This is a genomic window from Algimonas arctica (genome assembly GCF_014652695.1).
Classification (GTDB): domain Bacteria; phylum Pseudomonadota; class Alphaproteobacteria; order Caulobacterales; family Maricaulaceae; genus Litorimonas; species Litorimonas arctica.
Map to the genome: position 1 here is coordinate 1 of NZ_BMZH01000003.1, position 21,857 is coordinate 21,857.

Genomic DNA, 21,857 nt, shown 5'->3' on the forward strand with positions numbered 1-21,857 from the left:
GTCGTTACTGCCGGAGCCGTCCAAATAGACGTTTGAGCCGAGGATGACGAGTTGTCCCTCTCCCGCAATCGCGGTCGGCGCGAGATTGTCGCTGCTGACGCTCACACTGTCCGCGTCGCTGTCTAAACCGCCTTCATCTGTCACAATAAGCGCGATGTCATAGGTGCCGGCCAGATCAGCGGTAAAGCTCGGCGTGGCGGTCATAGCGTCCGTTAGTGTTGTGGTGCTGCCTGCGGGCTGCGAAGCGAAACTCCAGCTATAGCCAAGATCTACAGACTCAGTGTTGTCATCAAAAGAGGCGCTTCCGTCGAGGCTTACTGTATCCCCCGCGCGGATGGCTTGGTCTAAGCCAGCGGCCGCAGTTGGCTTTTCATTGGAAGCGTCAGGTTTGAACGCGATGTCTCGGGGACGGGGGGCAACGGGAATAACCTCGATAACGGTGTTCGTCGCCGTATCGATTACAGAAACTGTTGCTGTAAATATGCTGCTAACATAGGCCAGACTGCCATCCGGAGTAAATTTGAGGCCAAATGGGCTATGTGTTGGTATGGTCGCCGTGATGGTGTTGGTCGCGATATCAATCACTTTGATATCAAGGGTGTTCCCCCCCATGACGTAGGCGAAAGCGCCGTCTGCGGTGATCTCGATGTCACGCGACGTGCCCCCAACCGGAATGGTCGTAACAACGACGTTGGTCGCAGTGTCGATCACTGTGACAAAGTTCGTAACAAAGTTGGTTACATAAGCGAAGTTACCATCCGGCGTGATGGTGACGTGTCTTGGCCTGCCTGCAACAGTGATTGTGTCAACAACAGTTTTCGTCGCGGTATCGATAACTGAGATACTAGAGTTCTCATTGGCGACATAAGCAAAACCTCCATCTGGCGTGAATTCGACGCCAAAGGGTTGTGATCCCACTGAAATGGTGGCCGCGACAGAGCTGGTTGCCGTCTCGATAACCGAAACTGTGCTCGAGCCGTAGTTTGTGACATAGGCAAATTCATCATCCGGTGTGAACTCAATATCAGAGGGGCGTTGGCCTACAAAAATTGAGCCACCAACGGTATCTGTCGCTCCGTCAATAATAATGACCCGATGGGAAAATTGGTCTGTGACATAGGCGAGGCTACCATCTTGGGTGAAATCGATAGAAACAAGATTGTTATTGCCCACGCCGCCTATAGTCTTAACGATTGTGTTGGTCTCAGTGTCGATGACGGTAATGCTATTGGAGGTTTCTTGAACGACATAGGCCAACGGATCAGCCTGCGCGGCCATGGGGAGCATCAATGCGGCCCCGACGGTTACGTAGAGAATTTTCTTAAAATTACGAACCCCATACGCGTTTGCTCGGCGGTGATTTACTGTCAATTTCGTCATAGAGGCCCCTAAAATTCATAAATGTGACGCATGCGGTTAGGAAACCAGCCTGCGTCAAAGGCCAGTCGCAAATAATAAGTTTGGAAAAATATAAAATGGCGTGTCCGCAGCATACGTTATCGCACGCGGAAGACATGTTTCACTTTAAACAGAAGCGTGGCCCCTAACGCCCTATTGCAGCTATGTCGTGCATTGGGTTTTTATTTTTTGATCCGCACTGCAATGAACGGCAACCCTATTTATTTTAAGTTAAATTTAAAATCTCCGATTGTCAAAATTATTAGCTATCGACGGTCGTGACTTATGTTTACTCGCTTAAGATGGGAATATTAACAGGGTTGAAAATACAAATTTTAGGTGGCAATAATTGCAGCGCAATAATGTGGCAGAGCAGAATGCCAAACGCCGCCTCCCCGAAACCTTAACGTAAGCCGCCTAACACTCACCCCGCCAAAATATCGCTGATGATGCGCTGGGCGATGGGGTGGTACCCCGGTTTGGCTTTGACGAAGACGCGATTGGCCATCTCGGCTAGGCCATTGTCGTTCAGCGCGCCGTAGAGGCGGTAGATAAATTTACCCCGCCCCACGGTCATGAGGAACTCTTCCAACGCGGGCATGGCGGGGGCGTAGCCGCCTTTGATGGCCTGCATATACCATGCGAACGCTGTCTCCGCATTCTGTGTCCCTGTCAGGCTAAACGCGTCATCGAGCGCTTTATACTGCTCTTGCGTCAAATCCGGTAGACCGTTGAGAAAATGCAGCCATTCATGCGTTGACCACTCCTGCGTCGGCAGCTCAGCCGCCGTCATGTCGCCGCCCGACCAGCGCGCAGAGGCGGCCGCGACTTTATCAAACGCATCGGACTGCGGTATGCGGATCGTAGCAGGAATACCCTGACCATAGACCCATTCTTGAATTTCGGCGTCCGTCACGGCGTCCGGGTTTTGCGCGCGTAAATTGGCGTCCATAAAGCCGAGGAAATCCTCTGTCGTGATACTGTCGAACGCATAGGCGTTGAAATAAGATTTCAGGAACGGATCAAACGCGGCGCGGCCAAAACGGTCTTCGAGGAAATTGAGGAAGAACTGCCCCTTCACATAGGTAACTTGGGAAAACGCCTCATCCGGATGGGTTAAATCATCCGTGAATTTCAACTGCGTCAGGCTCGGTCGGTCTGCGTCTGCAACATCGCGTTTTAGGTCTTCTAGGCCCAGCGCTTGTTCCATCACGGCCCGGTCCTCGCCGTATAGCGCTTCCATAACGCGGTTTTCGACATAGCTGGTGAAGCCTTCATTCAACCACGCGTCGCGCCAACTGGCGTTGGTCACAAGGTTGCCGGACCAGCTATGGGCCAGCTCATGCGCGACAACATTGGTGAGGGATTTATCGCCCGCGATGAGGGTCGGTGTCATGAAGGAGAGGCGCGGGTTTTCCATGCCGCCAAACGGGAAGCTGGGCGGCAGCACGATCAGGTCATAGCGGCCCCACCGATAAGGACCGTAAAGCGCGGTATTGGCGGCTTCCATCATCGGCGTTTCCGCAAACTCTTCGGCCGAGGCGTCCAAGATATAGTCCTCGGCATAGACGCCGATCGTGTCATTGATGGCTTTAAATTTAATGTCGCCAACCGCAATCGCGATGAGATAGCTCGGGATCGGTTGCGGCATGGAGAACGTCCAATTGCCATCCGCGTCTTGTCCGTCTTGTGACGCGCTCATCAGCGGGAGAAGGCCGTCAGGCACGCGCAAGGACGCGTCATAGGTCATGCGCACGGCGGGCGTGTCTTGGACGGGCAGCATGGTGCGGGCATTAATCGCTTGGGCTTGGGAGAAGAGATAGGGCTTTTCCTTGCCCGCCGTCTGCGCCGGGGTGAGCCATTGTAACCCTTCCGCAGTCGGGCTGGTCTCATAGGTAATGCGAAGCTGGTTCGCGTCCGTGCCGATGGCAATGTTCATGGCCGATCCTAAGACGGGATCAGCGGCCGCCAAAGTATAATCAGCCGGCACCCAACCATCATTGGTTTCAAGCGCGACGGCTTTGATCAACAGGTCTTTGGTATCGAGCGTTAGTGTCTGCGCATCCGGATTGAGGCGCTCAAAGCGCAAAGTGACATCGCCGTCGAGAACCTTGCGGTCAAAATTAACGTCCAAATTCAGCGCCGCATGTTTGACGACAACCTCTTGGTAATTGGCATAGGTGAACTGGTCAGCGGTGAAGAACCGCTCGGAGGGCACGACCGTCTGCACGGCGCTGACGTTTATTGGCGACGTCGAAGACGTGTCGGGGGAGCAGGCCGCGAGCGTGACGCTGGCCGCCGTGATAAGGGCGAAAGTGATGAGGCGCGTATTCGACATGCTGTGACTCCGTTATTCTGGCTTTACCTAATGCTTTTGCTCACCGCTTCCAAGTCTTGTTGGCCCCGTGCGGCTGAATTGAACTAATGTGACGCATGGGGCGTTATTGTGGCACATGAAGCGCAGAATAGTGCGAAAGAGAGTTTTTATGACGGATACCAAACATTATCAAAAAGTCCTCACGGACCGCCGCGCCTATCTTTTGGGGAAAACCGAAAGCATCGAAGATCAGTTTGAGCACTCTGGCGATGAGCCCTTTGATGGCGATGCCGGGGAAGTTCGCAATTTAGATGTCCTGGATGATCTGGACGAAATGGCGCAAAGCGAAATTCGCGCCATTGATGCCGCCCTCGACCGGATTAAGGCGAGCAGCTTTGGTAAGTGCGTCACCTGCGGCGATCCCATTGATGTCGACAGGCTCGAAACGCTGCCGCACACGCCCTTTTGTAAGGATCATGCGCCCTAATCCCGCATTCGCCGACCACACATCTCTGACGCGCGAGGCCCTTATGGGATGAGAGCGCTCTTGAGGGGCAGACACGGTCCGCCCCTCACCGAACGATGTGCGCCTGAACGCCTGAAAATTGATCACATATCCGCGCTACACATCCGCGCCCATCGCCCGTAAACAGCGGGCAATGAAAAACGACTCTGCACAACCGATTGATAATTTCAAACGCTCGCTCGCGTCCGCGACGAAAGCCATTGCCGCGCGGGAAGACCTAGAGGTTTCCTACGGCGGGGACGTCGCGGGGCTGGTGCGGGATCAAGTCATGCTGCCGAGCTTGCCGCCGAAACCAAAGCCTGAGCAAATCGCCAAGGTGCGCGGTGATGCTGATGCGCTCGCCTTGAAAATCGCGCTGCACGATGCCGAAATCCACAGTGCGAACCAGCCTAAATCCGGTGCGGCACGAGCCGTGTTCGAAGCGCTAGAGCAAGCGCGCGTGGAAACCTTAGGCGGGCGACATTTATCCGGTCTGGCCGATAATTTGACCGCTGCTTTGTCGGCGCGGGCTAAACGGCGCGGCTTTGATAAGCCCGATATCGCCAAGGACGACACCAGCTTTGCCGAAGCTATTGGGCTTTTTGCGCGTGAACGTCTAAGCGGACGGCCTCTGCCGGAGACAACCAACGGCATTATGAGCGCGTGGCGCGACGAGATTAATGAACGCAGCCAAGGCCGGATCAAATCCTTGCTCGACCTGATCCATGATCAGGATGCGTTTGGCCGTCACGTCAATGATTTCATCGCCGACCTGACGCTAGACCGCGACAATGCCGATCCGGAACAAGAGGACGATCAAGACGAAGAGAGCCAACAAGAGGACCAAGATCAACAAGAAGATCAATCTGCTGACTCGCCCAATGAAGACCAACAAGGCCAGACCGAAGTCTCGGACGCGGACGCGCTCGATGACGACGCCGACGACGCCCAAGACATTGTCGACGCAGAAAATATTGACGGCGAGAGCGATGATAGCGAGCAATCGCCCGATGCGCCGTCGCAACGGCCACAGCCACGCAACAGCCCGGACCCCTACCGCGTCTACACGACAAAGCATGATGAGGTGGTGAAAGCCGAAGACCTCTGCCCGCCCGAAGAACTCGAGCGACTCCGCGGTTATCTCGACCAGCATATGGCGGGCTTGTCCTCGGTCATTTCGCGGCTCGCCAACCGCTTGCAACGCCGCCTTCAAGCGCAACAACAGCGCAGTTGGACCTTCGATTTGGAAGAAGGCATGCTCGATACAGCCCGGCTGTCGCGCGTCATTATTGATCCTCTGTCGAGCCTGACTTTCAAGGAAGAGAAAGAAACCGACTTCCGCGATACAATCGTCTCAATCCTAATTGATAATAGCGGATCGATGCGCGGCCGCCCGATCATGGTCGCCGCTGTTTGCGCCGATATTATGGCGCGCACACTGGAGCGTTGCGGCGTGAAGGCTGAAATCCTCGGCTTCACGACGAAAGCGTGGAAGGGCGGAAAATCATTCCAAGACTGGATGGCGGCGGGCAAACCGTCGCAACCGGGACGGCTCAATGATCTGCGCCATATCATCTATAAATCCGCCGACATGCCGTGGCGTCGCGCTAAGCGGAACTTGGGCCTGATGATGCGCGAAGGCTTGCTCAAAGAAAATATCGATGGAGAAGCGCTCGATTGGGCTTACCGCCGCCTGATGGCGCGGCCAGAACAGCGCCGTATCCTCATGGTCATTTCCGATGGCGCCCCCGTCGATGACGCGACCCAAAGCCAGAACAAAACCGGCCTGCTCGAAACGCATTTGCGCGAAATGATCGATACACTCGAAAATCGCTCCGACGTCGAGCTTGTCGCCATCGGCATCGGCCACGACGTCACCCGCTGGTATTCCAAAGCCGTCACCATCATGGACGTCGAACAGCTCGGCGGAGCAATGACAGAGAAGCTGGCGGAGTTGTTTGATAAAGGGCGTCGTTAAAAGCGATAACGAACGTGCCGTGAAAAGTGTGAGCCGGGCGAAGCCGAGAACCCTTAATTAGTAACCTCGTATACAAACCCCGTCTTGCTGGGCCTTCTTATTTTGAGCCCGCAGAAGTTTGTGCCAAGCTTCGCGCATGAAACTGTTCCTCAAAATCGTCGGCGGGATTTTTGCCGTTCTTGCGCTCATCATCTTCGGGTTCTGGCTGTCGGCGAAGATTTCCAATCGGCCGGGACCAGACGCGGCCCCTTTGACAGAACTGTCCTCACCCGCCTTGCAAACTGCGATTGAGGGCATTGCCGCGGAGCGCAAGCTCGTCGGCATCGCGGCCAAGGTGATGATCGGTGACACCGTCGTCGCACAGGCCGAGACAGGCTACCGGACCAAAGACCAGACCGATCCGTTATTGGCGTCTGATCTGTTTCACGTCGGATCGATCGGCAAATCCATGAGCGCGACCGCCATTGCGACATTGGTCGAAGATGGGGTGATGCGCTGGGACGATACACTCGGCCAAGGGCTGCCCGATATAGCGATGGACGGGGGGTGGCGCGATGTGACGTTGCAACAATTGCTCACCCACACGGCGAGCATCCCGCGCGCGCCGATTTCGGCCATGCTTAAGTCTGTGAGCGAGACCGTCCAGTTACACGCCCTGCGGCGCGAAATAGCGGCCTTATTGCTCACCGCTCCGCCCACGACAGAACCGGGCACAGCGTTTTCTTATTCCAATGAAGGCTTCATGCTGGCCTCCGTCATGGCGGAGGACGCCACGGGCGAGCGCTGGGAAGATATTATCCGCTCCCGTGTGGCTGAGCCGCTCAGCCTCTCGACCCTCGGGTTCGGCGCGCCAAATGGCGATACGCCGCAATCTGTCCCGTGGGGACACCGGAAAATTGGCGCCTTTAAAATCGCAATGAGCCCTGCCGGGAACCCCGACAATCCGCCGTGGATGGCGGCGGCAGGCACGATGCATATGAGCTTGGATGACCTGCTAACGTATGGCCGCGCTCATTTGGCGGCGGGCCGCGGTGAGACGGCTCTGCTATCGCCAGAGACCTATGCGCGACTACACACGCCCGTCCTGAATGATTACGCTTATGGTTGGGTCGTCCAAGCGCGTGATTTTGGATCCGGCGCGGAGCCCGTGATTTGGCATAATGGCTCGAATACCATGTGGTATGCGGTGCTGGTGCTCCTCCCAGACCACGACGCGACCCTTGTCATTGCGACGAATGATGGCAGCGGATTAAGTCAGACGCAGCAAGCCTTTGACGATCTGGCCGCGCAAATTGCGAAAGCCATTGTTGCGGCGGAATAAACGGACCGTATATCTTTGCGATCACCCATAAAAAAAGCCGGCCCCTATTAAACGACAGGGGCCGGCTTTTTCGTAATCGTTAGAGGGTTGGCCTAGAAGGTCGGCATATTGCCTGTCGCCGCCCAAGGGATGAAGAACGCAATGGCGACGGACACAGCCAGTCCGAACATCAGACGACCCGCATCGCGCGTAACATCGCGCAACGCTTCCGCTCTCTCGCGCAAGCCACCAATATAGGCGATGGACAGTTCACGACCCGCGATCAGACCCAAGAAGACCCATGTCGTGCTCATTGGAATATCGTTCATTTCTTTGAAGACGAATAAGATGATCCCGAACATGATGTCGACGAGGACACCCACGCGCGGGTCTTGCGTCCCTGTCTTGGAATTGACGATTTCCTGAATACGACCGCCGCGACGGAAGAAAATATATCCAATGAGGATGACAGAAAGCGTCCCGCCGAGGATCGTGATGCCCGGTGACACCATCGTGACGCCATCAATATTGCTCCGCGGGAGGAAGACGAAAATGTTGGCCAAATCTTGCATCAACCACTGGAACCAGAGGAAGCCCGTCGTGACCCATTTGAACGCATACCAGAAGTCGGCCGGGGGTTTATCTTGCGTATTCTGAACCCAGCGAGAGAAACTTCGGGCAATCGCGGCATAGACGATAATCCCAACCCCAAAGGCGACGGCATAACCGAGCGCTGATTTAATCAACATCTTGCCGAGAACGCCTTCCGTTGCGGCCCCGCCTGTCAATGCAAACATGGTCAAAACGAGGAAGGTCGTGGAGACAGGCACGGTCATGCCCGTCAAGGCGATCAAGGCGATGGGCGGAATGATATGGTACCACTGAATCCCCCCCTCTGGGTACGGGATTGTATTCAGACGGCCAAAGGCGACATCGCCATTTTGGTTGAAATAGCCATAGGTCAGCACAACCACAAAGATGCCGGCAACATAGAGCCACAGCACCCACCACGCGCGGTGTTGATTGGACCGAAGGAAAGTTCCTAAGGTTTGGATCGCATCATTTGCGATGACAGAATAGGCCGCCAGGGCGAACCCAATGACGCCCAAGAACTCAATACCGGACATGTCTGACCTTCCAGGATATTCCGTTGCAGCTTAGTAAAGTCCGGGAATCCGAAGGTCTCTAACTGCTTTAACACGGTTCAGTTACACAATTGCGACCGCCTTCGCCAAGTGACAGTTTTGCGACGTGATCAGTTCCCCATGAGTTTGCAGCGTCTTGAAAAGCGCGGCCGTGTGGAAGAGCAACGGCCTCGTCAAAAAAATCGTTTATTTTGCCGCTGTTACCGGCTCGCTCTGCATTTGGATGTAACGCTCGATTCCGATTTGCTTGATCAGGTCGAACTGCGTTTCAAGGAAGTCGACGTGACCTTCTTCATCCACTAAAATCCGTTGCAGCAGGTCCCGCGTCCCATAATCCCGGACAGATTCGCAATAATGGATGGCGTCACGATACAGGGGAATCGCGATTTCTTCGACTTTCATGTCGCATTCAAGGATTTCTTGAACATCTTCGCCAATGTGAAGTTTGCCGAGGTCCTGCAGGTTCGGCAGCCCACCCAAAAAGAGAATACGCTCGATGATTTCATCCGCGTGGTTCATCTCTTCGATGGACTCTTCATATTCCTTCTTGGCCAAGAGCGTGACGCCCCAATCCCGAAGCATACGAGAATGCAGGAAATATTGATTAATGGCGGTCAGTTCGGCCTTAAGAGCACGGTTAAGCCAGACGATAACTTCGGGATTTTTTAACATAGACGTCACTTAGGACTGACCCTTCGGGTCTGTCAAAGGCAATCACGGCACCCGATTTTCATTCGCAGAGAAAACAGCCCGATATCGTCAACATCCTCGCAAACGAGACGCAAAGACAATAATATCAGGGAATTAGCGCTATTCTGCCGCGTCGAGCATCGGACGCGTTTGGCGCCAACTGCGCAAATGCTGCTCTATATCCGTCCGGCATTGACCACAGCGAAAACGGCTGCCGCAGGCCCGTTGAACACACGCCGCCGTTTCCGCCCCTTTGGCGGCTGCGGCTTCGACAGCCTTCGTGTTGATATTGTTGCAGATGCAATGGATCACAGGTTTTCAATACGCGATTGAGAACGAGTGTCAATCACTTTGCGAATGAATTGCAGGATTATGTGCAATCTGTAATTCATTCGCCTAAAGGACGCAAATTCGTTAGCAGCCCATATGACCCGACCCACCCTTGAATTTTGTTTCGATTTGACCTCACTCTGGAGCTATCTCGGCTTTGAAAGTCTGATGGATATGAAGTCCAGACTGGACTTTGACATCGTCTGGCATCCTGTTCTGGTCGGCGCTGTTTGGAACGCCAATAATCAAGGCGCCTATGCGCGGCGCGTTGATATCATGTCAGATCCCCGCAGAGCGCAAATGGCCCTACGAGAGGTTGGGGAATGGGCAAAATTACGGAATGCGGATATTCGCGGCATGCATCCCAATCACCCGGTGAATGCGGCGCGGCTCATGCGGACAAGTGCGACCGCCCTAGAGCAGGGAAAAATTATCCCTTTCGCGCGCGCCGCCTTCCAAGCCTATTGGCGGGACTTCGCCGATGTCTCGCAAGCCGAGATCGTTCTTAACATCGCGGCGCAGGCGGGCCTCGATATATCGGACCTATCTGACAAGATGGATAGCGACGTCCAACGCGTCCAATTAAAACAGGATACGCAGGACTTAATCGACCGTGGTGGCGTCGGAACGCCGACGTTTTTTATCGGCGATGATATGTATTTTGGACAAGACCGTTTGCCCCTCATTGAGGCGCGTTTAAAAGCGATGGGCGCTTTGCCCACCGCCGATTGATCCGTTAGCGCGGGGGCATGCGCGCACCGGCGTCCGTGCGAATATACTCACCATTGATATAGCCATGTTCGCACATGAAGCGGACCACCTCGCCGAACTCTTCGGGCTGGCCAAAGCGGTTCGGGAATTGAACATGCGCGCGCAGGTTCTCTTTCACTTCGGGATTCATCTGCTGATAAATCGGCGTTTCATAAAATCCCGGCAGAATCGTGTTCACGCGAATACCTTCGCGCGCTAAGTCCCGTGCCATCGGCAACGCCATCGACAAAATACCGCCCTTTGACGCGGCGTAAGCCACCTGCCCGATTTGACCATCTTGGGCCGCAACTGACGCCGTATTGATCACAACACCGCGTTCGCCGTCTGGCTGTGTCGGGTCGAGCGTCATCATACCGGCGGCGGATTTTGACGCGCAGAGGAAGCTGCCAATCAAATTAATATTGATGATGCGAATGAAGGCTTCAGGGTCATGCGCGGAAATTTCGCCTGTATCGCGTTTGCGCGAGGCGGTTTTGATCCCGCCGCCGATCCCGGCACAATTGACCATGATCCGCTCTTGGCCGATTTCGGCCCGGACAGCGGCAAAACCTGCATCAACGGAGGCGTTGTCGGAAACGTTCACTTTGGCAAAGACGCCGCCAATGTCTTTGGCAACCGACTGCCCGCGATCTTCATTCATATCAAAGATGCCAACCTTGACCCCGTGAGACGCCAACATGCGCGCTGTGCCTTCTCCGAGGCCCGATGCCCCGCCTGTAACAATGGCAGAGAGGGTAGAATTGAGTTTCATGGTAGGCTCCAAAAGAAAACTGAGGGCTAAGTCTATTTACGTGAGACGGCATCCGCAACACCGGACAAGGCGGCCGCGAAAACAGGGGCTGAGAAGGTTTCTAGGTCGTCGATCCCCTCGCCAATACCAATAAAATGGATCGGCAATTTATACTTGTCTGACAGCGCGACGAGCACGCCCCCTTTGGCAGTCCCGTCCAGTTTGGTCATAATCAGGCCGGACACATTCGCCGTCTGCTTAAAGGCTTCGACTTGTAATAGCGCGTTCTGACCAACCGTCGCATCCAGCACCAACACGCTATGATGCGGCGCGGAGGGGTCGGTTTTTTCGATCACGCGGATAATTTTGGCCAGTTCGTCCATCAATTCGGTCCGATTCTGCAACCGTCCCGCCGTGTCGATCATCAAGATGTCGTAATCCTCGTCCCGCGCGCGGTTCATTGCGTCATAGACGAGCGAGGCCGCGTCCGCCCCCGGCTTACCGGACATCACGGGTGCGCCTGCGCGTTCGCCCCAGACCGTAAGTTGTTCAACTGCCGCCGCGCGGAACGTGTCCGCCGCACAAATCAGGACCTTCTGACCTTGATCACCAAATCGCTTCGCAATTTTACCCAATGTCGTGGTCTTGCCAGAGCCGTTGACGCCAACAAATAAAATCACCTGCGGTCGCGCTAAGCCAAGCACAAAGGGCGTTTCCAACGGCGTCATAATGTCGGAAATTGTCTCCGCCAGCGCGACTTTAATCTCCAAATCTGTCACAGTTTTGTCGAACTTGTCCGCCGCCAAATTGGCACAAACTTTGGTCGCAACATCTGTGCCGAGGTCGGCCATAATCAGGATGTCTTCGAGGTCCTCCAGCGCAGCCGTATCGAGCGTGCGCTGATTAAAGGTCGCCGCCATCTGGTCGGACATGCGTGTCGTCGACCGGCGCAGACCTTTTGTGATGCGGTCCAAAAACCCACCATCCGCGGTGACATCAATTTCTGGTTCTGGTGTGGGTTGCTCTTTCGCTTTCTGAGCCGCGCGTTCTGCCGCGATTCGCGTGCGTTCCGCAGTTTCAGCTTGTTCCCGTGCTTTGCGGTCCGCGGCACGTGCGGCCCGACGTTCGGCTTCCTCCGCTTCGCGAGCCAGCCGTTCGGCTTGCGCCGTCAGACGCGCCTCTTCGGCCTGATTGGCCGCCTCTGCAGCGTCGGCGAGGCGTCGGTCTTCCGCCGCGCGGGCGGCCTCAGCCTGACGCGCGGCGTCAACCCGCGCCTGCTCCGCGCGTTCTTCGGCGGCGATACGGCTCAGCTCTGCGGCCTCAGCGTCCGATTCTGCTGTCGCGATTTTGGTGTCGCGTTCAGCTTTTAGTTTCTCGGCCGCGTCAGCACGGACTTTTTGTTCGGTCGCTTGGCGTTCGGCTTCCGCTAAATCTCTGGCCGCGCGCGCGTCTGCTTTTTGCGGCGCGTCTGCGATCCGCGCGGTCTCAGCCTCGCGGTCAGCCGCCGCCTCCGCCGCACGCCGCGCTTTTTCCTCAACCAGCTGTTTGGCGCGTTCAACGTCACGCGCCGCTTGGATTTCAGCCTGGCGTTTATCCTCCGCGTCCAGCGCCGCTTGTTCGTCGGCTGTGAGCGCTTTGACGCCCCCATCTTGCACCCGCGCAGACGCCAAAGCGGCGGCATTAATCGCCGCCATGCGCGCGGCCATTTGGTCGTCAATGAGTTGTTGCTGTGCAGCATGCTCAGCGGCTTCAGCCGCCAGCGTCTCATCTTTGGACCGGAATCCGAGCTTAGAGAGAAAACCGCGCTTTTTCTTCTCAGCCATGAAGGCTCCCGATCAAATGGTCGTCGCGCGCCTCTATCACAGTCACTTTTCCAAGCGAACCCGCAGGCGGTGGATTATTAACACGGATAAGGCTGAAATCAGGCAATCGACCCTGCCCGGTTTCTTCAAATAACGCCACATCCACATCGCCCACGCGAGACCGTAAATGCGCCGCTTTCGCGACGGTTCCCGCCTCGCGCAAAGTTTTGGCGCGCGCTTTGACAATATTGCCATCAACCGGCGGGATTTTCGCCGCAGGCGTGCCTGCACGCGCCGAATAAGGAAATACGTGCAGCCACGGAATACCGACGTCGGACACAATACGCAGGCTATTGTCGAACATGGCGTCATCTTCTGTCGGAAAACCCGCGATGATATCCGCGCCAAAGGTAATCTCTGGACGGCGCGTTTGCAGCGCGTGACACAGATCAATCACTTGTTGGCGCGAGTGACGGCGCTTCATCCGTTTGAGAATCATATCATCCCCGCTTTGCAACGACAGATGTAGATAGGGCGTCATGCGCGGTTCCGTGACAATCTGCTCAAACAGAATCGGGTCGACTTCCGCCGGATCAATTGAGGACAAGCGTAAACGGTCCAGTTCCGGCACGAGCTTCAACACCCGCCGGACCAAGTCACCCAGCGGTGGTGTCCCCGGTAAGTCCCCGCCCCAACTGGACAAATCAACGCCTGTCAGAACGACCTCGCGGTATCCCTGCCGCACGAGGTTGCGCACATGGCTGACGACCTCACCCGCAGGCACAGAGCGCGCATTCCCGCGCCCATAAGGAATGATGCAGAAGGTGCAGCGATGGTCACAGCCATTTTGTACTTGCAGAAACGCCCGCGTGCGCGATTGCGCTTTGTCCGGAGAATTCTCAGAGCCCATAAATTGCGGTGCATTTTCACGGACCGTCATAATATCGTTGACGCGAATGCGCTCACTCTGATCCAGAAACGCGCCCGGCAGCATTTTATCATGATTTCCCAGAACTTGATCAACTTCGTCCATGGCCGCAAAAGCCGTCGGATCAATCTGCGCCGCACAGCCTGTCACAATAATGGTCGCGTCGGGGCGGTCGCGGCGGGCTTTGCGAACCCGGCGGCGGCTCTCTGCAACCGCGTCATTCGTCACCGCACAGGTGTTGATAATCACCGCATTGGTCAGCCCGTCATCACGCGCAAGCGCAACCATCGCATCGCTTTCGGACGCATTCAGGCGACAGCCTAGTGTTATGACATCGACATCTTGGGTCACGACGGGTCATGTGGTGCGGCGCGGCGTTTTTCGCAAGCGATCCCGACAGGTGCCCCGACAAGGACGAAGAGGTAAGGCAAAATAGTTTTCGTCCCGCTGCATCCAATAACGTCCCTCGTGACGTCTGCTTGAGTATAACCGTCTGAAAAAGGAGACACACATGGAAGAAGTCCTCGTCCCGATTGCCTTATTCGCGATCATCCCCGTCATCGTTTGGGCCGTTGCAGCCTATCGCTTTAAATCCCACGCGGCCACGATCGGCTTGTTAGAGACCGTCGCTAGCAAGGGCGAACCGATCACCGTCGAATTGGTCAAAACGCTCGGCGTGCGGCGCAAACCGAAACATGCCGATTTGCGCTTAGGGCTCATCCTGATTGCCATTGCCGTCGCAACGGCGATTTTCGGTACAGTCGTACCGGAAGAAGAAGCAACGCGCATTTTCTTCGGCTTTGCCTCCTTCCCCTTCCTGGTAGGATCTGTCTTCCTCGTGCTGTGGTTCACAGTCTCGCGTCAGTCCGAAGACTAGACCTGTCACAGGTCGACACATTTGACCCGATTGTCCGCGCCCATCAGGGCGCGGTCAGAACTTTCCTGCGCCGACTGTGTCGGAATAGTGCCCTCGCTGACGAGCTGGCGCAGGAGACTTTTCTCAAAGCATTTCGGGTGGCCCATAAGCTCCCTGATGTTGACAATATTCGCGGGTGGTTGTTGCGCATCGCCTATCGCCGCTTTCTCGATCATCACCGCCGCGAAACACGCCGGCGGGACCTCGGCGACACGCACGCCCTGCCCCCTGACGCACCGACGTCGCACCACGGCACGCGCCTCGACATTGAGCGCGCGATGAACACACTCCCGCCAGAGCGCCGCGCCTGCGCCATGCTCTGCTTGGCGCTCGGCCACAGCCATGCGGACGCCGCCCATATTACCGGTCTGCCGCTCGGTACCGTTAAGTCGCATGTATCGCGCGCCAAAACTGCGCTACAAGACGCTCTCCGCGCCTATGAAGGATCAACCCCATGACAGATAAAGACCTGACATCCTTACTCGCCGACTATGCGGCACCAACAGACGATCAAGGGTTTTCAGACGTCCTACTGGCGCGCTTAAAGACGGAAGAAAACGCCGCCCTGTTCGACCTCGATAGTTTGGCCAAGCAACCTTTGCCGCTGTGGCGTGGATGGTTGATGGCAGGCCTGATCGGCTTGCTCTGTGGTCTGATCTGGACCCGTCTCGGCGTGAGCTTGCCAGACATGACGGTAGAAACGTCTCTGCTCACGGCGCTGACGTCAGGATGGGCGGCTTACGGGTTGGCCGGTCTATGCATCGCGGTCTGTTTACTGCTCATCGAAACGGAAGCCTTCTAGGCGAGTAATCGACACAAACATGTAGCGTCCCCGTCACACGCCGGACACCAAACCACACTAGCGGCGCCTTATATGCCGCATTACCGTTCCATTTTTATTTCCGACCTCCATCTGGGTTCCAAGGGCTGTCAGGCGGAGGCGCTTTGTGTGTTCATGAAAGACCACACATCAGAGCAGCTCTATCTGGTCGGGGACATTATTGATGGCTGGCGGTTGCGCAAAAAATGGTTCTGGCCGCAATCCCACACCAATGTCGTGCGCCGTATTCTCACGGCCGCCAAGCGCGGCACGGACGTGACCTATATCATCGGCAATCATGATGAGTTCCTGCGCGGCTTTATGAAGTTCCGGCTGATGTTTGGGGATATTACCGTCAAGAACCGCGCCGTTCATGCAGGCCGCGATGGGAAACGCTATCTTGTTGTCCACGGCGACATGTTTGACGGGCTGATGCGCGCGGACCGCAAATGGATCATGCACCTCGGCGATAGTGCTTACAATGGCCTGCTATGGGTGAATACGAAGCTGAACGGGGCAAGACGTCGCCTAGGTCTGGATTATTGGTCGCTCTCCAAAGCGCTGAAATCGCGAACGAAACGCGCCATGAACTTCATTCACAGCTTTGAGGGCCATGTCGCCAACTACTGCGCCCGCAAAGGTTTTGACGGCGCGATTTGCGGCCATATCCACGTCGCAGAACAGCGGGACATTGACGGCATCGCCTATAAAAACACCGGCGATTGGGTCGAGAGCTGCACCGCGTTGATTGAGCATTTCGATGGTCGCTGGGAAATTCTCCACTTCGCGCCGCACGCGGCGGTGATCGCGGATCGTCTATTACATGGGGACGTGAACGAACCCAACACATTGGAACTAATTCCGGCCGGGTAGGGCTTCACTCTTTTTGTTTCTCTGCTAATCAGGGCCCATGAGCTTTGGCACCCACTCCTACGTTTCTGATCCGCGCAATACGGATGTTCTCTTTAATGTGAACGGCGCGCTTGTTCCGCGTGAGAAAGCGGTTGTGAACATTTTCGATAGCGGTTTTATGCTGGGCGACGGTGTGTGGGAAGGTCTGCGCGTACATAATGGCAAGGTGGCATTCCTCGATGACCACATGGATCGTCTTGCCGAAGGATTAGCCGCTTTGAAAATCGACCTTGGCATCAGCCGAGACGCGCTCGTCGCGCGAATTGATGACACGCTTAAAACTAATGACATGACGGACCATGTCCATATTCGCTTGATGGTCACGCGCGGTTTGCGCTCAACACCTTATCAGGACCCACGCGTCATCATTTCGCCCGCCACCATCGTCATTGCTGCGGAATATAAGCAACCCGATCCAGCGACGGCGGAACGCCCGCTGAACCTACAAAGTGTCGCGACGCGCCGGGGTCGACCCGATGTGCAAGATCCGGGACTTAACAGTCATTCCAAGATCAATTGCATTACCGCCTGCATTCAGGGAATCGAAGCTGGGGCCGACGAAGCTATCATGCTCGATCCGCAAGGGTTCGTCGCAACCTGTAATTCGACCCATTTCTTTATCGTGCGCAAAGGCGAAGTTTGGACCTCGACGGGCGACTACTGTCTCGACGGAATCACGCGTGCCCGCGTGGTCGACCTGTGTCGGGCCAATGATATTCCGGTCTTCCAGCGCAACTTCACGCTGCGCCATTGCTATGCGGCGGACGAGGCCTTCACCACGGGGACGTTTGCCGGATTAGCCCCTGTCGGAACGATTGACGGACGACAAATCGGCGACGGCACACGCGGGCCGATGGTGGCGCGCTTGCAACAGCTCTATCTCGCCTTGATCGATACAGACACGAAGTGACGGGTAAGCTCACAACGCTATCCTTGCCTGCGCTTCTCACTTTACATGTCAAAATCATGGAAGAGCTTCGCGAGCGCGCCGTCATCCGCTCTGCTAATAATCCGACGGGTGATTTGGCTGAATTTTTATTCTGCAAAGCTTTCAATTGGGTCCAAGCGCCCAATTCGATGAAAAGCTACGATGCCACGGATACAAAGGGATATCGCTACCAGATCAAAGGAAGACGAGTTCATAGAAGAAACGCTTCACGCCAATTATCAGCCATCCGAGATTTTGATGGGGAGGGTTTCGACTGGTTAACGGTGGTACTATTCGATGACGATTACAATATATTGCGAGCAGCCCTCGTCCCTAGAAATGTCGTGGCGGTCCGTGGAGTACACGTCAAACATACGAACAGCCTAAAATTCATGATGACGGATTCCGTCTGGGCTAACCCCGGGGTCCAAGATGTCACAATCAACCTAAAAAAAGCGCTTGCCTAATGTCTAAGATACTCTGCCTGTGGTCCGGGCCGCGCAATATTTCGACGGCGATGATGCGGAGTTTTGGGTCGCAGTCGGATATCACCTGCTGGGATGAGCCGTTTTTCGCGGCTTATTTAGATCAAACGGGGCTCGCGCATCCGGGACGCGCCGAGACGCTCGCGGCCTGTGAAACCGATCCGGAGCGCATTGTTGAGCGTATCCTCGCGCCTGTCGGGACGCGCTACCATTTTCAAAAACATATGGCGCATCATATGATTGCCGGAATGCCAATGGCGTGGACGGCGCAGGCGCGCCACGTTTTATTGCTGCGTCACCCGGCGCGCGTAATTGCGTCCTATGCCAGAGGGCGTCCTGAATTCACCGCTAATGATCTCGGCTATGCGCGACTTCGGACACTGCATACGGAGCTGTCCGACATCACAGGTCGGGCCCCGCTGGTTATGGATAGCGACGATATTCTCGCCCGCCCCCGTGTGGCCCTACGGACCATCTGTGAGGATGGATATAATATTCCGTTCAGCCGGACGATGCTCAAATGGCACGACGGCCCCCGCCCTGAAGACGGCCCGTGGGGACCCTATTGGTACGATAGCGTATATAAGTCATTTGGCTTCGCCGATGCGCCCGGGGCCTTGCCGGATGTTGCGCCGGAACATGCGGAAACCTTCGCGGCGTGCTTAGAGGATTATCAAGTCTTAAGACGTCTCTAAGTCTTGCCCGCATGGGCCGGCACCCGCGCGCGCAGAGAGTCAACACGGGCCTTATCCCGATCCAATTGACGCATTGCAGTTCGAAGCATTTTGGCGAGTTTAGGCTTTAAATGATCGCGGGCGGCCTCTTCCGGAACACCCTTTACGCGCATAAACAAAGCGAGAGCGAAAATCATATCCGCTTCGGGCAAATACCCGGCCCCACCGACCTGCCAGCCCTGAACACCCGTCCCACTAAAGCCCGCAAAACTGAAACGCGTATTGGCAAGGAAAATTCCGTAGCCAAGATAAATCGCCGTCAAATCAGTGAAAAGTTCATGAAGCGCCATATCGCCCGGCCAAGGCGCATAGGCCCGATAGAAAACTGAATGCGACAGCTCATGCGCAAATGTCGCGACAAAATCCAGCGGCGTTTGGGTCGCGTCATAGTGAATGACTTCGCGGAAATCGGCGTCACCGTCCGCTTCAACTTGGTAGGTTGCCGCAGGCGCCGCCACTGTGGGGTGCGTCAGAGCAAGGCCGCCCAAGCTTTGACTTTTGATCGGGTCTGCCGCGACTAAATCAAAGGTCGCCGGATCAAGCCCGCATTGGCGACAAACGATTTCGAAGAGATGAACGCCTAAATCACCTTGCGCTTTGGGGAAGTGCTCAGGAATAGGTTGCCATAACGCCCCGTCTGGCAAACCCGGACCGGACGAGAAATTATCGATTAGCCATTCAAATTGTTCAAACTGCCAGTCGGCAATATCGGTATCGACCAACTTACGGCCAAACATCGTTATTTCTTTTTGCGACCGTAAAGTTCGAGCCGATGGTCGACGAGTTCATAGCCGAGCTTCTCAGCGATTCGGTGCTGAAGCGCTTCGATTTCGTCATCGACAAATTCGATCACTTCGCCCGAATGCACATCAATTAAGTGGTCATGATGCTCCGCATCCGCTGTCTCGTAGCGCGCGCGACCGTCCCGAAAATCATGCATTTCGATGATGCCGGAGTCCGCAAAGAGGCGCACAGTCCGGTAAACAGTGGCTAAACTGATCTTTGGGTCAATCCGAGACGCGCGCGCGTAAAGCTCTTCGGCGTCGGGGTGGTCTTCCGCGTTTGACAAGACTTTCGCGATCACGCGCCGTTGTTCTGTCAGGCGCAACCCGCGCTCGACACATTTCTTTTCAACCCAGGTTTCAGTATTTGGCATGGACTCACTCTAGCCGCGTTAAAGCGTGGCGTCCAGCGGCGGCGGGCGCTCAGTTTTTAAATTTAGTGAGTAGGTAATCGTCGAAGCAGAGACGCAAAACCTTGAAAATATCACTAAGAGGGATTTGCGGTGTCGGCTTCGAATGCAAATAAATCACGCCTATCCTGATCTGATGCCGATAGCTTCGCATAACTCAAGGCGAGGCTTATGTCGCACCACTGAATATCTGATAAAGTCTCCGAAAAATTGGGTGATTGCATGTCGACCTCTGCCGTGTCAGCCCATGCAACAAATACGTCCCCAGCAATTCCTTTGCCGCGAACCACATCACCGCTGGCCCCAACGACAGACGGCGTTTCAATGACGCGCACCATCATCGCCCCTTCTGTCTCGGCATAACTCTGTGGCAGATAAGGGCTCAGATCACCAATGGGCTCCCCCATTGCCATTTTCCGACATAAATTAGGTTTCGTCCGTTTAAAATGTTCGAACATCTCGATCGCAATATCAGCATATTCACGCTGAAGGCTCGCAGGCGCAACAATCGTTTTGTTGGTTAAAATGACGCCTAGGCGGTTTCGCGTCCGATCTGTGATTTCATTGATCGTGAAATTTCCACTTTGAAAATCGTCTTTCAAACCCGTTTCCAATATCAGGGCGGACGCCGGGTCTCTGTCGATCAAAACACGGTAAAAAGGCACTTCGTCAGCCAAGTCAGACAATGAAAACGCGTCTATATTCATTTTTACCGGAAGACGGTCATTGATTTGCGACGCCACACCGATGCCAATGACGGTTGCGACTGCCACTATGGCGGACCGGAACTGAGGCCGCCCAAGCCAATTCGCCAGCAGAACACCGCTACCCGCAAAAGCTCCGCCACAAACGGCTGCAATTAAAATAGCAGTCCAATTCATAAAGTTTATGTGGCAATTAAAAGTAGCAAAGACAATATATTTATAACTCTAACGAGTAAGTAATCGCCGCGATCCGACCCTGCGGCCGCGCATAGTAACCGGGGCGGCGGCCGATGGGGACAAACCCCAAGCGTTTGTAAAGCGTGCGCGCAGACACATTATCTTCCGCCACCTCGAGGAAGATGTTGCGCAATCCGGCGACACGGAATTGCGCCTCCGCGGTGCGCAACACTCGCCCGGCCAAACCCTGTCCGCGTTTACGAGGATCGGTGGCAACTGTGAGGATTTCCGCGTCAATGTCCGAACGGCGCAGGATCGCAAAGCTCATTAATGGCGCGCCAATCCCTAAGCAGAGATCACGGGCAACATGCACAGTCATGTCGAGCGCGGGCCACGGTTTATCAAAACAGGCGGCGTGAATGACGGCCATCACCTCAGCATCGTCTGGCGTGAGGAGACGGGGTGTCACGCGGGTTGCGCGGGCGGCGTGATACCGCCGGGGAGCTTCGCGTCGGGCGCGCGGGCGTAGAGGGGATTGGCGGGATAGCTTGTCAAATGATCAGCAGGCATCGTTGCAACAGCTTTTGCAATCACACGGACATCAACAGACAAAGCCTCCAGAACATCAAACTGATACGGTTCGGCGTCTTTTCTCATGTCCTCACGCGTTCCCGTTTTAGGCTCGCCCTTAATAAGTGGGCCCGCGCCAGAATAAGTACCGAACATGATCTGACCTCGCTTCACATCGGTCCAAACCATCGCATGTGCAGGAGAAAGATCGCTGGACAGATAAGTCGCGGCAAGCGCGTCGATACCGACTACGGGCGTTCGGCGCGGCAGCGCAAATCCTTTGGCAAAAGAGAGCGCGACCCGCAGTCCGGTAAAGCTGCCCGGACCCGTACACACGGCAATCCGGTCAATATCCTCCGGCGTTACACCGGCCTCGCGCAGCACCTCCACAACCATCGGCGCCAGCCGTTCGGCATGACCGCGCCCAATTGGCTCTGAGAGGTAGGCCAACACGGTCTCGTCGCGCACGACGCAAGCGGAGCAATCCGCACCGGTCGTATCAAGGCCGAGGACGACCATAGGTTT

24 protein-coding genes are annotated in these 21,857 nt (G+C 55.6%); 11 read left to right on the top strand and 13 right to left on the bottom strand.

Translation table 11 applies throughout. The features are described from left to right. Together IE105_RS04165 and IE105_RS04170 are read right to left on the bottom strand one after the other, a co-directional pair. On the bottom strand, window positions 1-1,380 hold a 1,380-nt coding region (locus tag IE105_RS04165; protein ID WP_233353987.1), incomplete at its 3' end, for a YVTN family beta-propeller repeat protein. A 442-nt stretch (window positions 1,381-1,822) separates the two neighbouring features. Further along, window positions 1,823-3,736, bottom strand: coding sequence for a M1 family metallopeptidase (locus IE105_RS04170; protein WP_189495765.1), 1,914 nt, complete (start codon window positions 3,734-3,736; stop codon window positions 1,823-1,825). 148 nt (window positions 3,737-3,884) lie between these two features. Here IE105_RS04170 and IE105_RS04175 point away from each other — a divergent pair, with 148 nt between their 5' ends. From IE105_RS04175 to IE105_RS04185, 3 genes are all read left to right on the top strand, one after another. Continuing rightward, the gene (locus tag IE105_RS04175; protein WP_189495767.1) at window positions 3,885-4,202 is read left to right on the top strand and encodes a TraR/DksA family transcriptional regulator; all 318 of its coding nucleotides are present in this window, start codon (window positions 3,885-3,887) and stop codon (window positions 4,200-4,202) included. 172 nt (window positions 4,203-4,374) lie between these two features. Further along, entirely contained in the window at window positions 4,375-6,198 is a 1,824-nt protein-coding gene (gene cobT / locus IE105_RS04180) for a cobaltochelatase subunit CobT (RefSeq protein WP_189495769.1), read from the top strand. A gap of 136 nt (window positions 6,199-6,334) precedes the next feature. After that, window positions 6,335-7,519, top strand: coding sequence for a serine hydrolase domain-containing protein (locus IE105_RS04185; protein WP_189495771.1), 1,185 nt, complete (start codon window positions 6,335-6,337; stop codon window positions 7,517-7,519). 92 nt (window positions 7,520-7,611) lie between these two features. Here the strand turns inward: IE105_RS04185 and IE105_RS04190 are convergent, their stop codons facing one another. The 3 genes from IE105_RS04190 to IE105_RS04200 form a co-directional block, all read right to left on the bottom strand. After that, complete coding sequence (locus IE105_RS04190) at window positions 7,612-8,625, bottom strand: hypothetical protein (protein WP_189495773.1); 1,014 nt, start codon at window positions 8,623-8,625, stop codon at window positions 7,612-7,614. Between the two features lie 204 nt (window positions 8,626-8,829). Further along, complete coding sequence (bfr, locus tag IE105_RS04195) at window positions 8,830-9,315, bottom strand: bacterioferritin (RefSeq protein ID WP_189495775.1); 486 nt, start codon at window positions 9,313-9,315, stop codon at window positions 8,830-8,832. A gap of 138 nt (window positions 9,316-9,453) precedes the next feature. Next, the gene (locus tag IE105_RS04200) at window positions 9,454-9,645 is read right to left on the bottom strand and encodes a (2Fe-2S)-binding protein (RefSeq protein ID WP_189495777.1); all 192 of its coding nucleotides are present in this window, start codon (window positions 9,643-9,645) and stop codon (window positions 9,454-9,456) included. 114 nt (window positions 9,646-9,759) lie between these two features. Between IE105_RS04200 and IE105_RS04205 the strand changes: the two genes are divergently transcribed. Then, entirely contained in the window at window positions 9,760-10,395 is a 636-nt protein-coding gene (locus IE105_RS04205) for a 2-hydroxychromene-2-carboxylate isomerase (RefSeq protein ID WP_189495779.1), read from the top strand. Between the two features lie 4 nt (window positions 10,396-10,399). Here the strand turns inward: IE105_RS04205 and IE105_RS04210 are convergent, their stop codons facing one another. Genes IE105_RS04210 through mtaB form a run of 3 tightly spaced genes read right to left on the bottom strand, consistent with a single transcriptional unit; the run spans window position 10,400 to window position 14,245 of the window. After that, complete coding sequence (locus tag IE105_RS04210; protein WP_189495781.1) at window positions 10,400-11,185, bottom strand: SDR family NAD(P)-dependent oxidoreductase; 786 nt, start codon at window positions 11,183-11,185, stop codon at window positions 10,400-10,402. A 32-nt stretch (window positions 11,186-11,217) separates the two neighbouring features. Further along, a complete protein-coding gene (gene ftsY / locus IE105_RS04215) occupies window positions 11,218-12,987 on the bottom strand; it encodes a signal recognition particle-docking protein FtsY (protein WP_189495783.1) in 1,770 nt (589 codons plus the stop codon). Then, window positions 12,980-14,245, bottom strand: coding sequence for a tRNA (N(6)-L-threonylcarbamoyladenosine(37)-C(2))-methylthiotransferase MtaB (gene mtaB / locus IE105_RS04220; RefSeq protein WP_189495785.1), 1,266 nt, complete (start codon window positions 14,243-14,245; stop codon window positions 12,980-12,982). Before mtaB ends, ftsY begins: the two co-directional genes overlap by 8 nt. 160 nt (window positions 14,246-14,405) lie before the next feature. On the opposite strand from mtaB, the gene IE105_RS04225 reads away from it, so the two are divergent. From IE105_RS04225 to IE105_RS04255, 7 genes are all read left to right on the top strand, one after another. Further along, the gene (locus tag IE105_RS04225) at window positions 14,406-14,771 is read left to right on the top strand and encodes a DUF6249 domain-containing protein (RefSeq protein ID WP_189495787.1); all 366 of its coding nucleotides are present in this window, start codon (window positions 14,406-14,408) and stop codon (window positions 14,769-14,771) included. Further along, the gene (locus IE105_RS04230) at window positions 14,738-15,268 is read left to right on the top strand and encodes an RNA polymerase sigma factor (RefSeq protein WP_189495788.1); all 531 of its coding nucleotides are present in this window, start codon (window positions 14,738-14,740) and stop codon (window positions 15,266-15,268) included. Before IE105_RS04225 ends, IE105_RS04230 begins: the two co-directional genes overlap by 34 nt. After that, a complete protein-coding gene (locus IE105_RS04235) occupies window positions 15,265-15,612 on the top strand; it encodes a hypothetical protein (RefSeq protein ID WP_189495790.1) in 348 nt (115 codons plus the stop codon). Before IE105_RS04230 ends, IE105_RS04235 begins: the two co-directional genes overlap by 4 nt. A gap of 72 nt (window positions 15,613-15,684) precedes the next feature. Then, entirely contained in the window at window positions 15,685-16,503 is an 819-nt protein-coding gene (locus IE105_RS04240; RefSeq protein ID WP_189495792.1) for a UDP-2,3-diacylglucosamine diphosphatase, read from the top strand. 37 nt (window positions 16,504-16,540) lie between these two features. After that, entirely contained in the window at window positions 16,541-17,452 is a 912-nt protein-coding gene (locus IE105_RS04245) for an aminotransferase class IV (RefSeq protein WP_189495795.1), read from the top strand. Window positions 17,453-17,508: 56 nt separating this feature from the next. Then, window positions 17,509-17,937: a hypothetical protein gene (locus IE105_RS04250; protein ID WP_189495797.1), complete on the top strand. Its 429-nt coding sequence runs from the start codon at window positions 17,509-17,511 to the stop codon at window positions 17,935-17,937. Then, a complete protein-coding gene (locus IE105_RS04255; RefSeq protein WP_189495798.1) occupies window positions 17,937-18,650 on the top strand; it encodes a sulfotransferase-like domain-containing protein in 714 nt (237 codons plus the stop codon). Before IE105_RS04250 ends, IE105_RS04255 begins: the two co-directional genes overlap by 1 nt. Here the strand turns inward: IE105_RS04255 and IE105_RS04260 are convergent. From IE105_RS04260 to tsaB, 5 genes are all read right to left on the bottom strand, one after another. Next, the gene (locus tag IE105_RS04260) at window positions 18,647-19,426 is read right to left on the bottom strand and encodes a hypothetical protein (RefSeq protein ID WP_189495800.1); all 780 of its coding nucleotides are present in this window, start codon (window positions 19,424-19,426) and stop codon (window positions 18,647-18,649) included. The two genes, IE105_RS04255 and IE105_RS04260, sit on opposite strands and share 4 nt — an antisense overlap. Before the next feature lie 2 nt (window positions 19,427-19,428). Continuing rightward, entirely contained in the window at window positions 19,429-19,845 is a 417-nt protein-coding gene (locus IE105_RS04265) for a Fur family transcriptional regulator (RefSeq protein WP_189495802.1), read from the bottom strand. 113 nt (window positions 19,846-19,958) lie between these two features. After that, window positions 19,959-20,762, bottom strand: a complete 804-nt coding sequence (locus tag IE105_RS04270; protein WP_189495804.1) for a hypothetical protein — start codon at window positions 20,760-20,762, stop codon at window positions 19,959-19,961. Between the two features lie 40 nt (window positions 20,763-20,802). Further along, a complete protein-coding gene (locus IE105_RS04275; protein ID WP_189495806.1) occupies window positions 20,803-21,231 on the bottom strand; it encodes a GNAT family N-acetyltransferase in 429 nt (142 codons plus the stop codon). Continuing rightward, window positions 21,228-21,851: a tRNA (adenosine(37)-N6)-threonylcarbamoyltransferase complex dimerization subunit type 1 TsaB gene (gene tsaB, locus IE105_RS04280; RefSeq protein WP_189495808.1), complete on the bottom strand. Its 624-nt coding sequence runs from the start codon at window positions 21,849-21,851 to the stop codon at window positions 21,228-21,230. The genes IE105_RS04275 and tsaB overlap by 4 nt, the downstream gene beginning before the upstream one ends. Window positions 21,852-21,857: the final 6 nt, after the last annotated feature.